The sequence below is a fragment of the Geomonas subterranea genome (genome assembly GCF_019063845.1).
GTDB classification, from domain to species: Bacteria; Desulfobacterota; Desulfuromonadia; order Geobacterales; family Geobacteraceae; genus Geomonas; species Geomonas subterranea.
Genome location: NZ_CP077683.1, coordinates 1,728,691 through 1,743,842 on the forward strand (window position 1 = coordinate 1,728,691; position 15,152 = coordinate 1,743,842).

Annotated in this window: 10 protein-coding genes; 1 reads left to right on the plus strand and 9 read right to left on the minus strand. The window is 63.2% G+C overall.

Annotated features, from left to right (window positions below; translation table 11 throughout):
- Position 1: 1 nt before the first annotated feature.
- The 9 genes from KP001_RS07460 to rnr form a co-directional block, all read right to left on the minus strand.
- The gene (locus KP001_RS07460) at positions 2-1,225 is read right to left on the minus strand and encodes a type II secretion system F family protein (RefSeq protein ID WP_217288904.1); all 1,224 of its coding nucleotides are present in this window, start codon (positions 1,223-1,225) and stop codon (positions 2-4) included.
- A gap of 39 nt (positions 1,226-1,264) precedes the next feature.
- On the minus strand, positions 1,265-2,368 hold the full coding sequence (locus KP001_RS07465; protein WP_217288905.1) for a type IV pilus twitching motility protein PilT: 1,104 nt from the start codon (positions 2,366-2,368) through the stop codon (positions 1,265-1,267).
- Between the two features lie 32 nt (positions 2,369-2,400).
- Complete coding sequence (gene pilB / locus KP001_RS07470; protein WP_217288906.1) at positions 2,401-4,107, minus strand: type IV-A pilus assembly ATPase PilB; 1,707 nt, start codon at positions 4,105-4,107, stop codon at positions 2,401-2,403.
- Positions 4,108-4,179: 72 nt separating this feature from the next.
- A complete protein-coding gene (locus KP001_RS07475; protein ID WP_217289575.1) occupies positions 4,180-5,034 on the minus strand; it encodes a shikimate dehydrogenase in 855 nt (284 codons plus the stop codon).
- Entirely contained in the window at positions 5,034-6,890 is a 1,857-nt protein-coding gene (locus tag KP001_RS07480) for a protein O-mannosyl-transferase family (RefSeq protein ID WP_217288907.1), read from the minus strand. Before KP001_RS07480 ends, KP001_RS07475 begins: the two co-directional genes overlap by 1 nt.
- Entirely contained in the window at positions 6,880-7,908 is a 1,029-nt protein-coding gene (locus KP001_RS07485; protein ID WP_217288908.1) for a lysylphosphatidylglycerol synthase transmembrane domain-containing protein, read from the minus strand. The genes KP001_RS07480 and KP001_RS07485 overlap by 11 nt, the downstream gene beginning before the upstream one ends.
- Positions 7,909-7,935: 27 nt before the next feature.
- Positions 7,936-8,931, minus strand: a complete 996-nt coding sequence (locus KP001_RS07490) for a bifunctional riboflavin kinase/FAD synthetase (RefSeq protein WP_217288909.1) — start codon at positions 8,929-8,931, stop codon at positions 7,936-7,938.
- 15 nt (positions 8,932-8,946) lie between these two features.
- Positions 8,947-9,795, minus strand: coding sequence for a twin-arginine translocase subunit TatC (tatC, locus tag KP001_RS07495; protein ID WP_217288910.1), 849 nt, complete (start codon positions 9,793-9,795; stop codon positions 8,947-8,949).
- A gap of 81 nt (positions 9,796-9,876) precedes the next feature.
- On the minus strand, positions 9,877-12,090 hold the full coding sequence (gene rnr, locus KP001_RS07500; protein WP_217288911.1) for a ribonuclease R: 2,214 nt from the start codon (positions 12,088-12,090) through the stop codon (positions 9,877-9,879).
- A 657-nt stretch (positions 12,091-12,747) separates the two neighbouring features.
- On the opposite strand from rnr, the gene KP001_RS07505 reads away from it, so the two are divergent.
- On the plus strand, positions 12,748-14,865 hold the full coding sequence (locus tag KP001_RS07505; RefSeq protein ID WP_217288912.1) for a transglycosylase SLT domain-containing protein: 2,118 nt from the start codon (positions 12,748-12,750) through the stop codon (positions 14,863-14,865).
- The last annotated feature ends 287 nt before the right edge of the window (positions 14,866-15,152 follow it).

Here is a 15,152-nt window from a genome sequence, read left to right on the forward strand (position 1 = left end):
CTTAACCGCCAACCGCGCCGGCCAGTTTGAAGATCGGAAGATACATGGCGATGACCAGTCCACCGACCGTGGTGCCGAGGAACACCATGAGCAACGGCTCCATCATGGAGGTGAGCGCACCCACCGCGTCATCGACCTCGTCATCGTAGAAGTCCGCGATCTTGTTGAGCATGGCGTCCATGGCACCGGTCGCCTCGCCGACGGAGATCATCTGCACGACCATGGGCGGGAACACCCCGCTCTCGGCAAGCGGCTCGGCGATGGTCTTACCCTCGGAGATGGACTGGCGCACGTTGTAGATCGCCTCCTCGACGACCTTGTTCCCCGCGGTCTTGGCGACGATCTCGAGCCCGTCCATGATGGGGACGCCGGAACTGATCATGGTCCCCAGGGTGCGGGTGAACTTGGCGACGGAAACCTTGCGGATCAGGGGACCGGCGATCGGGGCCCTGAGCGCGAAGGCATCGAGGACCTTCCTCCCGTTGGGGGTGCTGTAGTACTTGCCGATGGCGTACTTGAGGGCGAACATGGCGGCTATGATCACCACGATGTACTTGACCAGGAAGTTGGAGAGCGCGATGACGAACTTGGTCGGCGCCGGCAGTTCCCCCCCGAAGTCCGCGAACATCTTGGCGAAGGTCGGGATGACGAAGATCAGGATGACGCCCACGACGATGACGGCGATGGACATGATGGTGATCGGGTAGACCATGGCGCCCTTCACCTGCTTCTTGAGCTTCATCGCCTTCTCTATGTAGGCGGCGAGCCTGGACAGGATGGTGTCGAGGATACCGCCGACCTCGCCTGCCGCGACCAGGTTGACGTAGAGCTGGTCGAAGGCCTTGGGGTGCCTGGAGAGCGCGTCCGCGAAGGTGGAGCCGCTCTCGACGCTCTCCTTGACCTTCACCAGGATATCCTTGAAGGTCTTGTTCTCCTGCTGGCTGGAGAGGATGTCCAGACACTGCACCAGCGGCAGGCCCGAATCGATCATGGTGGCGAACTGACGGGTGAAGACGACCAGGTCCTTGGTCTCGATCTTCTTGGGACCGCCGAACCCCGGGAGCTTCAGCTCCATCGAGAGCCCTTTGCCATGCTCCTTGACGGTGATGCCGGTGAACCCGTATCTCTTGAGCTGCGCCTCCACCATGGATGCGCTGGCGGCTTCCATCACGCCCTTCTGGACGCTGCCGGCCTTGCTCCTTGCTTCCCAGTCGAACTTTGTCATGTAGTACTCCTTTCCCGGCGGGACCGGGACTGGCTGCTGCTATCGTTGCGGCGGACGTCTTAGCTGGGCCGCCCCCGACGAACCCGGGGCGAGCATCTGCTTCAGCTCGTCCGGTTCGGACGAGCGCCCGAGGGCGTCGTCGACCGTAATGAGGCGACGCGACAAAAGGGTCATCAGGCACTGGTTCATGGTCTGCATGCCGAACTTCTCCTGCCCGACCTGCATCTGCGAGTAGATCTGGTGCACCTTGTCCTCGCGGATGAGGTTCCTGATGGCGGGGTTCGGGACCATCACCTCCAGCGCCAGGGCGCGCCCGGGACCGTTGGCCCTGGGGATCAGGGTCTGGGACATGACCCCCTCAAGGACGAAGGAAAGCTGGGTCCTCACCTGGGTCTGCTGGTACGGGGGGAATACGTCGATGATCCTGTTCATGGTCTGGGCGCAGGAGTTCGTGTGCAGCGTGGCGAAGCAGAGGTGACCGGTCTCGGCCAGGGTCAGCGCAGCCTCGATGGTCTCCAGGTCACGCAGCTCGCCGATCAGGACCACGTCGGGGTCCTGACGCAGCACGTACTTGAGGGCGTGCTTGAAACTCTTGGTGTCGGCGCCCACCTCGCGCTGGTTCACGATGCACCCCTTGTGCGGATGCAGGTACTCGATCGGGTCCTCGACGGTGACGATGTGGTCGTGGCGGTTCTGGTTGATGTGGTCGATCATCGACGCGAGCGTGGTCGATTTGCCGCTGCCGGTAGGGCCGGTGACCAGTATCAGTCCGCGCGGCTTGTCGCACAGCGCCCTCACCACCGGCGGCAGCCCGAGTTCCTCGAACGAGAGGATCTTGTACGGGATCACCCTGAAAACGCCGGCGACCGCGCCGCGCTGAACGAAGATGTTCCCCCTGAAGCGGGAGAGTCCCTTGACGCCGAAGGAGAGGTCGAGTTCGTTGTCCTCTTCGAACCTGTGCTTTTGCGCATCGGTCAGGATGCTGTAGCAGAGCTGCTTGGTCTCGATCGCGTTGAGCGGCGGGACGTCCATCGGGGTGAGCTTGCCGTCGATGCGGATCTGCGGCGAGGTATTGGTAGTGATGTGGAGGTCGGAACCGCCCCTCTCCACCAGTTCTTTGAGCATTTGATGAAAGTTGATCATGAATACCTCGTCTCGGTTAGACTTGCGTGTCGTCAGTCATCGGCCACCGTGACCCTCAGGACCTCCTCGAACGAGGTGACCCCCTCGACGAGCTTGGTGAGGCCGGACTGGCGCATGGTCTTGACTCCCAGGCGCATCGACTCGCGCTTGATCTCGGCCGTGTTGGCGCCGTTTAAGATCAGTTCCCGGATCGGCTCAAGCATCGGCATGACCTGGTAGAAGCCGACCCTTCCCTTGTAGCCGGTGCCGTTGCACTTGGGACAGCCGGTTCCGCGGTAGCAGACCACGGAGGACGCCTGCTCGGCCGGGAGCCCGGCGGCGATCAGGGCCTGTGCCGGCACTTCCTCGACCACCTTGCACTCGCTGCAGACGCGGCGCGCCAGGCGCTGGGCCGTGATCAGGTTCACCGCGGAGGCGACCAGGAACGGCTCGATGCCCATGTTGAGCAGACGGTTGATGGTGGAGGGTGCGTCGTTGGTGTGCAGGGTCGAGAGCACCAGGTGACCGGTGAGGGCGGCCTTGACGCCGATCTCCGCGGTCTCGAAGTCACGGATCTCGCCGATCATGATCACGTCCGGGTCCTGGCGCAGGAAGGCGCGCAGTGCGGCGGCGAAGTTGAGGCCGATGTCCTCGTGCATCTGCACCTGGTTGATGCCGGCGAAGTTGAACTCGACCGGGTCCTCGGCGGTGGAGATGTTCTCGGTGACCTTGTTCAGTTCGGAGAGCGCGGAGTACAGCGAGACGGTCTTGCCGCTGCCGGTAGGGCCTGTGACCAGCACCATCCCGAACGGCTTGTGGATCTCACGCTGGAAGTGCGCCAGTGCCTCGGGCTCGTACCCCAGCTTGGTCATGTCCAGCTGCAGGTTGCTCTTGTCCAGAAGACGCAGAACGATCTTCTCGCCGAACAGGGTGGGGAGCACCGAGACGCGGAAGTCCATATCCTTGCCGCCGCCGAGCTTGATTTTGATGCGGCCGTCCTGCGGCAGGCGCCTCTCCGCGATGTCCAGCTCGCTCATGATCTTGATGCGGGAGGTGATGGCGTTTTTCAGCTTCAGGGGGGGCTTCATCACCTCGTAGAGCACGCCGTCGATGCGGTAGCGCACCCGGAAGTACTTCTCGTAGGGCTCGATGTGGATATCGGAGGCCTTCTTCTTGATGGCGTCGGTGAGGATGAGGTTGACCAGCTTGACGACCGGGGCGTCCTCGGTGGCGCGCTCCAGGGAGCCGACGTCGATCTCCTCCTCGTCCCCGATGACCTCCAGGTCCTCCATCTCCAGGTCGCTCATCACGTCGGCGAGCGAGGCGCTCTGATCGTAGAACCGGTCGATGGCGGTCTTGATGGCGCTTTCGGCGACCACGACCACTTCGACGTTGTACCCGGTCATGAACTTGATGTCGTCGATGGCGAAGATGTTGGAGGGGTCGCTCATGGCGATGATGAGCGTGGAACCGGCACGGTTCACCGGAACGATCTGGTACTTGTGGGCGATATCGACGGGGATGATCTTGACGACCCCGGCATCGACCTCATAGTCGGCCAGGTTGATGGTCGGCACACCGTACTGCTTGGAAAGAAAAGATGTGAGATCCGCCTCGTTGATCAGTCCATCCCTGACCAGAATAGACCCAAGACGCAACTGGCCGCCCGCGGCCTTCTGTTCAGCGAGCGCCTGCTTCAGCTGTTCCTTGGTGATCAGGTTGTTTGTGACCAGCAGTTCACCCAGTCTGCTTACGTGCATAGCTACCTCAGGGGTTAAAGATCCTGTGAATGGTATTTTGTAATCGCGTTAATGTCAAGGAATAGCTCTATGTTACAGAACCGCTGCCAGTGCGCCTTCCATGCACCCCGCGGGTGGAGCGCCCCCGGTCCAGATCCTGAAGGCCGCCTCCCCCTGGGCCACCAGCATCGCGAGCCCGTTGGCGCAGGGGATATCCAGCGCGCGGGCTTGCGCCAGAAGCGGGGTTACCGGCGGCGCATACACCATATCGTAGACACACGCCCCGGACTTGAGCGAGGAGAGCGCGAGCCCCGGAAAGCAGTCCCCGGCCATCCCCACCGACGTGGTGTTGACCACGAGGTCGAAGGAGCCGATGAAGCCCGGGTCGGAAAGAAGGGGCATCTCCCGGGCATCGAACCGGGTCCCGGTCAGGCGCGCGCCCACCAGGTGAGCCAGCGCGGCGGCCGCATCGGGCGAGCGGTTGACGATGGTGACGCCCCCGGCTCCGGCAGCGGCGAGCGACACCACGGCACTGCGGGCCGCCCCCCCCGCGCCCAGTACCAGGATGTTTCTACCCTTCGGGTCGAAGCCGAGCTTTTCACGCAGCGCCGCGATGAGACCGATGCCGTCGGTGTTGTACCCGGTGAGCCTCCCGTCCCGGGCGACCACGGTGTTGACCGCGCCGATCAGCTCGGCCTGCGGGTCGACCTCATCCAAAAGCCCCATGATGGCGACCTTGTGGGGGATGGTGACGCTGAAACCGGCCACGCCCACCGCCTTGAGCCCGGCGATACCCTCGGCGAGACGCTCGGGCGCCACCGGAAAGGGAACGTAGATCCAGTCCAGCCCGAGCGCCTGGAAGGCGGCGTTGTGCAGTACCGGCGAAAGCGAGTGGGATACCGGCCAGCCGATGATCCCCGTTACCGTGGTCTTGCCGGTGACCGTCATCACCGCACCCCCAGCGGCCGCAAGATGGCGTCGATCTGCGGCTTGTTCTCGGGCGAGATGGCGGCCGCGATCTGGAGGTCCCGGACCCCCGCGTCCGTCTGCCCCATCCTGAGACGCGTCTGCCCGGACTCGATAAGGGCGGCTGCGTAGATCAGGATCGCCTTGCCGGTGTCGAGGTCGCGGAAGAACATGTCGTGGTCACCCAGCACGCCGCGCAGCGAGTACACGGGCCAGGTGTCCAGGTCGGGCTGGGACTGCGGCACGTTCGGGCTGTCCAGCCGGAAGGTGATGCCGCGCTGATGCAGCACGAAGTTATTGAAGTTGATGGAGTACTTGGTGGAGAAATCCACGAAGACCGGGCGCCGTCCGTACTGCTCCATGACCGAGGTGAGCAGCGTGTTGTCCGGGGAGCGCTGTTCCATCGGCAACTGGCGCAGCTGGCTGTTCTTGAACATGCGCGGCATGCTGTCCAGGTACCAGTCGAACACCAGGTGCGGGGTATGCGGCAGGTCAAGGTCCTCGCGCATCCTCTCCACCCCCTGCAGGTACCAAAGAGGAAAGGCCCCGGAGTCCCCCCAGGTGTACATGACGGCGTCCTGCGGCAGCGAACGAAGGGTGTTGGTGGCGTAGTCGAAGGCGATGTAGTTGTCGTGCTGGTCGTTCTCCACGAAGTTCCGGGCGAATATGGTGACCGGGAGCATGAAGAGCAGCGCGAGGAGCCCGGCGCGCAGCGGCACGGAGTCGGGCAGACGCTGGGCCGCCTCCTTGAACAGGGTGAAGAGCCCCACCCCGATGAAGACGGCGCTGAGAAGGTACAGCGGCGTGAAGAATTCCTCGGTCAGGAAGATCAGTTCCCCGGGGGTGTTGAAGTAGCCGACGATCACCGCGAGAAAGGAGCCGAGGGCGATCAGGTACCCCAGCACCAGTTCGCGCTTCTTGAAGAAGAGGTAGGCCATCCCGATGACCAGAAGCGCCATCCCCGCCAGGGTGAACTCGAAGGGGATGTTGAAGGCGTTCAGCTGCGACCAGAGCAGGCCGAGGTCGCGGTTGGGCTTCTCGGTCGGGTACCCCTTGCGCAGTATGTTCCAGAGAAACTGCTCGAGGTTCTTGGAATCCCCCCAGTTGAGCACCGGGTTCTGGAAGGCGCGCACCACCAGGTGCAGGTGGATGCCAAAACCAAGCACGCCGAAGGCGAAGGCGATGAAGAACTCCTTGAAGCGCAGGATCACCCGGCGGTCGGCGGACCAGAGCAAGAAGGCGTAGGTCGGGATCATGAGCACCATGATCTGGTGCGCACCCGCACCCAGCCCGCAGAGAAAAGCCCCGAGATAGACGTAGGCGGGGCGCTCGTCGCCGGAAAGGAAACTCTCGCGCCACAAAAGCATCAGGTAGAAGACCATTGCGCAGATGAAGGCGAGCAGCGGGTACGGCTTGTCGTGGTTGGACTGCAGCCAAAGCCTCGCGGTGCAGGCGAAGGTGACGGCGGCGGCCAGGGCGGAAAGCTTCACCGGGACCCCCCGGAACCTCCCCTGCCACGAGGTTTCTTCCCCTTCCAGGAACTTCACGGTCAGAAGGTACACCCCGTAGCAGGCGAGCCCCGCGGACACCGCGGTGGCGAAGTTGATCCTGAAGGCGACGCTGCCGATGGGGAGGAAGGTGAAGGGTTTGGCGTAGTTGATGAACAGCGGATACCCCGGGGAGTGCGCGACCCCCAGCGACGCGATGGCGGTCAGGAATTCGCCGCTGTCGAAAAAGGTCACCGTGGGGGCCAGTGTCAAAAGGTAGATGAACAAGGGGATGCTGAAGGACAGGATGGCGAAGGCATCCAGCCTGCCGAGGATTCCGTTATTGTTCACGCAGTTGCTCCTGAGAGGGATTTTCGCTGATGTTCCTGATGGAAAGCTTGTCCCGCCAGAGACAGCCAAGCCCCGCGAGGGTGACCGGGATAAAGCCCATGGCGTGGATCACGATGGCGATGCTGAGGGCCCGCTCGCTCCCGATCTGGAAGGCGGAGAGGGCGGTGACGCAGGCGAGGTGGTGGGTCCCGATGAACCCCGGGGAGGCCGGCACCATGACCGCGAACACCAGGAACACCATGATGAACATGGAGGCCGTCGCCGGAAGGAATACGCCGAAGGCGCGCAGCATCAGGTCGACCGGCCAGATGGCGGTGAACCAGACCAAGAGCGAGGTGACCAGGATGCCGGCGATGCCGCCCGCGTCGCCGGGGAACCGGATGCCCGAGATGAAGGAGCGCAGCACCCCCTCTATCTTCTCGCCCAGGTGCGGGGCGAACGGGCGCACCAGGCGGGCCACCACCCCCAGGGTGAACTCGGTGTGCCGCCTGAGCAGGAAGAGAAAGGCGAGTACGCCAAGGTAAAGGGCGAAGGTCACGTAGCCGCCGGTGACAAGGCCGTGCTGGATCCCCTCCATCCCTGCGGGTAGCTCGATGGTGAAGAAGGTGACCAGGAGCACCAGCAAAATGGTGAAGCCGTCGCAGAGCCGGTCCAGGACCAGGGAGGCGAAGACGGCGCTGGTGCCGATCCCTTCCTTGCTACCAAGCGAGTAGGCGCGCACCAGTTCCCCAAGCCGCGCCGGCAGCAGGTTGTTGGCCATGTACCCGATCAGGGTGGAAGGGAACAGGTTCCCCAGGCTGGTCTTCTTGATGGGGGCGAGCAGGAACTTCCAGCGCACGGCGCGCAGGTAGTAGCTCGCGAAGGTGAGCAAGAGCGCGGGCACCAGGTAGCGGTACTCCAGACCCGCGAAGGCCTCCGCCATCTTGTGGAAGTCGATCTTCCGGAAGAGGAGAAAGAGGCACAGGGCGCTGATGGCGAGACCGAGCAAGAGCTTTTTATCTGGGTTTTGGGTGAACAATAGGGCTCCTGTTGCGCGTCTCGCTGGTTATTCCGGGATCACCGCACCGGGCCGGGCGACGCAGTCCCAGTCGCCGCCGCTCTCCGAAGCCACCGGCCGGGCCGACCGCAGGATCTCGCGGCAGCGCTCCACATCCGCAGCAATGGCCTGTTTCAGCTCATCGAGGCTCGAAAACCTCTTCTCGCCGCGCAGCCTTTCGATGAAGAAGAGCGTGATCTCCCGCCCGTAGAGGTCCCCGGTGAAGTCGAGCAGGAAAACCTCGATGGAAAGGCGGTCGTTGCCGAAGGTGGGGTTCGGGCCGATGTTGCAGGCTCCGTCCAGGAGCCGCTCCCCCAGGCAGACCTTGACCGCATAGACGCCGACCGACGGGATCAGGTCCTTTTCCGTGTCGACGTTGGCGGTGGGAAAGCCGAGGCCGCGCCCCCGCTCGTGCCCGTGCACCACCTTGCCGGTGATGGAGAAGTGCCGCCCCAAAAGGAGCGAGGCGGCGGCGACGTCGCCGGCGCTCACCACCCTGCGCACGGCGGTGGAACTGTAGACCGTGGCGCCGTCGGAAATGGGTTGCAGTTCCTCGACGCCGTAGCCAGAACGGGTCCCGATCTCCCTTAAAAGCCCCACGTCCCCTTCCCTGCCGCGACCGAAGGCGTAGTCGTAGCCGATCACCAGCCGCTCCATCCCGATCGCGTCCACCAGCACCCGCTGCACGAACTCCGATGCGGGCATCGCGGCGAAGGTCCGGTCGAAGGGGATCTCCAGCAGGTAGTCGATGCCGGACCCCTCGATGAGGGCCTCCTTCTCGCGGCTGGTGGTGATGAGGCGCACCTCCTTGTGAGCCGCCACCACCTTCAGGGGGTTGGGGACGAAGGTGATGACGACGGAGACGCCGCCGGTCTCGCGGGCCAGCTCCTTCACCCTGCGGAAGATCTCCCGGTGTCCGAGATGCACGCCGTCGAAGTTGCCGATGGTGACCACCGGGTGGCGCAGTTTTTCCTTAATCTCGGAAACGCTTCTGAAAATGACCATGGACGGAAGGAATCCTCAGGCCTCGGCCGGTTCTATGTCCGCCTGGGGGGCCTTCTTCTTCCCGAAGAGGAGTGCGACCCAGATGCTGATCTCGTACATGAGATAGAGCGGAATCATGATGACGAACATGGTCACCAGGTCCGCATGGAAGGCGGCGACGATGGAGCTCGCCAGGAGCGCGTACTTCCTGCGGGTGGCCAGCATGCGGTAGTTGACGATGCCAAAGCGCGCCAGAAGCAGCGCCAGGATCGGGAGTTCGAAGATGAGCCCGAACATCAGGATCAGACGCAGGCAGAAGTTGATGTAGGCGGAGATGTTGTACCAGCTTTGCAGGCCGCTCGCCTCGTAGGAGAGCGAGAAGTTGATGATCACCGGCCAGATGATGATCAAGAAGAACATCGCCCCGGCGCAGAAGGCAAGTGAGGCCGTGGTGACGAAGGGGACCACCAGCCGCCGCTCCTTGCGCGTCAGCCCCGGCGCCACGAAGAGCCAGAACTGGTGGAACAGGACCGGGAGCACGATGACCAGGCCGGCCAGCATGGAGATCTTGCACTGGACGAAAAACGGCTCAAGCGGCGCGCTGTAGTTGAGCATGCGCGGCTTTTCCGCAACCGCATGCTCCTCGCCCAGCTTCATGCGCTGGTACGCCTCGGGGTAACTCTGCTTGACCTTTTCGTAGAGGGATTTCTTGATGTCGGACAGGTAGGTCCTACCGGTCAGCGGCTGCTCCACGAACTTCAAGAGGTCGGTGGAAAAATTCCAGGCGACCCCCATGCCGATGATGATGGCGAAGACGCAGACGATAAGCCGTTTGCGGAGTTCCACCAGGTGCTCCATGAACGGCAGTACCTTTTCTTGAACCATAAAACTCGTTTCTCCTAATTAATGCCGCGCAGAGCTCAATCTAATCATATACCACAGCGCGGAAAGCCAGCGCAACTGCTTTCAGCGGCGCCTGGGCTTGGGGCGCTTGCCCTTTATGGGGATGCGCTGGTAGGCGTTGCGGACGTCGGCGATGGGCTCGACGGGGCGCTTTTCCAGGGTACACACCAGGGCGAATTCCACCTGTTTGCGCGCCTCGTTCACCGCCGCCACCTTGACCCTGATCTTGTCGGCGATGCGATACATGGCGCGGCTTCTCTCCCCCACCAGGGCATGGCTCTTCTCGAGGTGCACGTAATAGTCCTGGGGGAGCGTGGCGACCGGCACCATCCCCTCCACGAAGAGGTCGACCAGTTCCACGAAGAGGCCGAATGGGGCGACGCCGGTTATGTAGCCGTCGTACTCCTCCCCGATCTTGTCGCGCATGAACTGCATCTTCTTCAGATCGACCATCTCGCGCTCCGCCTCCATGGCGACCCGCTCGCGCTTGCTGGTGTGCAGCGCCGTCTCCGGAAGCCGCGCCTCCAGCCGGTCCTTGTCCACCTTTTTCATCTTCCCGGTCAGCACCCTTTTCAGGATGCGGTGCACCACGAGGTCCGGGTAGCGCCGGATCGGGGAGGTGAAGTGGGTGTAGGACGAGGCGGCCAGGCCGAAGTGGCCGAGGTTCTCGGCGCTGTAGCGCGCCTGTTTCATGCAGCGCAAAAGCACCTCGTTGATGAGCCGCTCCTCCGGCTTCCCCGCCACCTCGGCGAGGAGCTTCTGCAACGCCGCGGGGTTCACCTTCTCGTCCTCGACCTTCAGGATGTAACCGAAGCCGAAGACGAACTCTGAGAGATCCTGCAGCTTGACCGGGTCGGGGTTCTCGTGGATGCGGTACAGCGACGGGACCGGGGTCGTCTCCAGGAAATGGGCCACCGCCTCGTTCGCCGCCAGCATGAACTCCTCGATGATGCGGTGCGCGAGGTTCCTCTCGGCGCGCACGATGGCCGTCGTCTCACCCTGCAGGTCCAGGATGATCTGCGGCTCGGGGAGGTCGAAGTCGATGCTCCCCCTCCCCTTGCGCACGGCGTTCAGCCTGAGGGAGAGTTCCTCCATCACCTTCAGGTCGGCTACCAGGTGCCGGTTCGCGTCGATCATCTCTGCGTCCTGGTCCACCAGGATCTTCTTCACGGTGGTGTAGGTGAGCCGCGCGGCGCTCTTGATGACGCTCGTATAGAACTTCTGCTCCACCCGGGTGCCAGCGGCATCGAAGAGCATCTCGGCCGTCATGGTGAGGCGCTCCACCTGTGGGTTCAGCGAGCAGATGCCGTTGGAGAGCTGTTCGGGGAGCATGGGGATGCAGCGGTCCGGGAAGTACACCGAGGTCCCCCTGAGGTACGCCTCGGTGTCCAGGCGTGAGCCTTCCGCGACGTAGTGCGAGACGTCGGCGATGGAAACCCAGAGCCGGATCTTGTCGCCTTCGCGCGCAACGGAAACGGCATCGTCGAAGTCCCGCGCCGTCTCGCCGTCGATGGTGACCGTCAGCCTCTCCCGCAGGTCCACCCGCCCCTCCCTCGCCTCCCCGGTCACCTCCTGGGGCTGATTTTCCGCCTCGGCCATCACCTTCTCGTCGAAGACGTTGGGGAGTTCGTACTTCTTGATCACGGTGAGGGCTTCCACCTCCGGGTCGTTGGCCTCGCCCAAGACCTCGACGATGCGCCCCTCGAGGGGACGGGCACCCGAAGGGTACGAGGTGATCTGGGCCAGAACGATCTGGCCGTCCTTCGCCTTGGAAGCGCCTCCGGAAGGGCCGGGTGTGACGAACAAGTCGCGCCCGAGCTTCGGATCGTCCGGGATCACCCGTCCCGACTTGCCGACCGCCTCGAAGCGCCCGACGATCTCGGTGATGCCGCGCTGAACCAGCGCCGAAATGCGCCCTTCCCTCTTGCCGTCGCGCCGGGTCGACACCACCTGCGCCTCGACGATGTCTCCGTTCATGTATTCCGAAAGGTAGCGTGCCGGGACGAAGAGGTCCTCGCCGCCGTCCTCGGGCATGACGAAGCCGTAGCCGTCGCGGTGGGTGGAAAGCTTGCCGCGCAGGGTGTCACCGCCCCCGGCCACGGTGTAGATGCGGCCGGGAAGCTTGGCGATCTCCCCGGTCTCCACCAGGTAATCGAGCATGTCGTCCAGGCGCCCCCGCTCGTGCCGGGATACGTTGAGAGCCTTGAGCATCTGCCGGTAGGGTACCGGCTCCCCCTTGCCGAGCAGCCTCAGGATCGCGTCTTTACCTTTGCGCATAGAAGAACCTTTTCGGGAACAATAGTGATATCAACATCGTTGGATAATGCAGAAGGGTCGATAGAAAGTCAAGGAGAGGCGGGAAAAGCAATGGACAATTGGTTTCCTGAAGAGAGAGTGTTCCGCCAAGTGGGTCCACATCCCCCTCCCAGGGAGAGAGCGACTACCCCTGAGTTCACATCCCCTCTCCCTCTGGGAGAGGGTCAGGGTGAGGGAATCACCAGGGGCGACATGACCAGCCGGCACCATCCCTCACCCGCCCTCCGGGCACCCTCTCCCAGAGGGAGAGGGACTACCTCAGGGTGTGAGGGGCTACCTCAGGGTGAGAGGGGCTACCCCGGGGTCCACATCCCCTCTCCCTCTGGGAGAGGGTCAGGGTGAGGGAGTCGCCAGGGGCGACATGACACCAGCCGGCACCATCCCTCACCCGCCCTCCGGGCACCCTCTCCCAGGGGGAGAGGGACTACCTCAGGGTGAGAGGGACTACCCCGGGGTCCACATCCCCTCTCCCTCTGGGAGAGGGTCAGGGTGAGGGACTACCCGGGGAGAAAGGGGAATACAGGAAGATCATGCATTACAACGGTTGCTTTTGAATTGCCTTTTCCGCCCCGGTTCGGTACAAATACGGGTTAGCTTTTGTATCGACAGGGAGTAGCCATGTTTTGCCGTACCATTGCAGCAGCAGCGTTCGTGTTGTACGCCACCCTTCCCGCCTCCGCCGTTAACATCAACAAACCCGACACCTCGCTCAGCGCGGCCGCGCAGCGCATGCAGGTCAAGGATTTCCGCGGCGCCCGCGATGCCGCGCTTACCATCAATGACCCGGCCCTGCGCTCGTTCATGACCGGAATGGCGGCGGCGAAGATGGAACAGTGGGAAGAGGCCGCGGCCCAACTCCCCACTGCCGCCGAAGGATACCCGCTGCTGGCCGACTACGCCCTCTACTACCAGGGGCTTGCCCTTTCCAAGCTGCAGCGTCACGACCAGGCTCTCCCCCCCCTCTACAAGCTGCTCAAGGAGTACGCGAACAGCCGTCTGTCGCGCCAGGCCCTGATCCTCTACGCCGATACCCTCGCTGCGGCAGGCTACCCCAAGGAAGCGCAGCAAAGCTACGCCACCTTCGTCGAACGCTACCCGTCGGGGAGCGATTCCATCTCCGCACTCTACGGCTCCGCCCTCTGCAGGATAAAGCTCGGCGATGCCGCGGCCGCCGCGGCGGTGCTGCGCAACATCTACCTCGTCTACCCCGCGTCTCCCTATGCCGACAAGGCGGCGCTGGAACTTCAGAACCTCGCCGCCACCGGCATCAAGGCCGAGCCCTACACCACCGCCGAACTCTTCAAGCGCGCCGGCACCCTCTACGACCTGGGACGCCACCTCAAAGCAGCCGAAGCCCTGGCGGAGATACCGCTAACCGGTGAAAGCGATGACTTCGTGCGCAAGGTGAAATTCAAGAAGGGGCAGGCGTTATACAAGTCCAAACGGTACCAGCAGGCCCAGAGCACCTTCGGGTCGCTGCCGGCGCATGCCGAGGCCGAGCTGTGGCTGGCGCGTACGCTGGACAAGTCCGGCAAGGGGGACGAGGCGTTCCGGCTCTTCCTGAAGCTGGCCCAGGATGCCAAGGGGGGGACGGTGGCCCAAGAGGCGATGCTCGAGGCGGCCTACCTGAAACGGTTCCAAAGACAATGGAGCGAGGCGGTGCCGCTGTTCAAGAAGTATCTCGCCATGGCCCCCAGCCAGAAAAACGGCAACGTCCTGTGGGAAACCGCCTGGTGCAGCTACCAGGCCCATGATTACCAGGAGGCTGCCTCGCAGTTCAGGAAGCTCGCCGACCGCGAGGACCTCCGGGACAAGGCGCTCTACTGGCTGGGGAGGACCCTTGCGGCCACCGGCGACGGCAAGGGGGCCCAGGCGGCCTTTACGACCCTGGCGTCCGAGTTCCCGCTCGGGTACTACGCGTTGATCAGCAACCAGTTCCAGGCTGGCGAATCGCTGCCGCAGCCTCCGGGGAACATGTCCGAGGCGCTCCCCATGCCTTCGGGGTTCGAGCGCGAGAAGGCGCTGATCACTCTCGGGCTCTTCGAGGAGGCCGCCCGCGAGCTTTCCCTTTCGAAGAAAGGGAAGAACCCGGCGGGGATCGCCAGGCTGTATCTGGAGATGGGGAACTACAACGGCGCCTACCACACCATGGCCAACGAAAAACCCAGACGCGGCGACAAGGACAACGCCACCGTCCTCGGCGTTACCTACCCGCTCGCGTTCCGCGACGACGTCGCGAGGAACGCGGCGGCCCAGGCGGTACCCGAGAGTCTCGTGTACGCGGTGATGCGCACCGAGAGCAACTACTTTCCCGCCGCGCTGTCGCCGGTGGGCGCGGTCGGCCTGATGCAGATCATGCCGTCGACCGCCGAGGCGATGTCCAAGGGTGATTCCAAGCGGCTCACCAGCCCGGACCTGAACATCAAGCTGGGGACCCGGCATCTGAGGGACCTGCTGGAGTTGTACGACAGGAACCTCACCCTGACTGTCGCCGCCTACAACGCCGGCTCGGGGAACGTGAAGCGCTGGCAGAAAGCATACGGCGACCTCCCACAGGACGAGTTCGTTGAAAGCATCCCCTTCAGGGAGACGCGCGAATACGTGAAGAAAGTGGTGAGCAGCATGCAGATGTACCAGAAACTGTACCGCCTCCCCCCTTTCAAGCAGGCGGAACAGCAAAAAGTGGCACCGAAGGAAAACCAGGGCGCGGCGCAACAAAAGCTCGCCCTTCGCTAGTATAAGCGACACCTGCCTTGACTCAGAGGGCGCCGGCCGCTGTAGCGGTCCGGCGCTTTTGGGTCAGTTTCCTTTCCCCCTGCAAACTCTTGCAGTCTCAATGTCCTCACAAACGAATACTCTCACGTTTATGGTGCGATGACCGCTCGGTCTATGTACTGCGTCCAACGCGGCCCGTACCGGCTCACTGGTTAAAAATCATCTTAGACAAAGACAGCAATGGAAAGTATGCTGAACCTCCATGCGGCACCCGACAACGGGGTCCTGATTCACCAGAAAAACAGCCG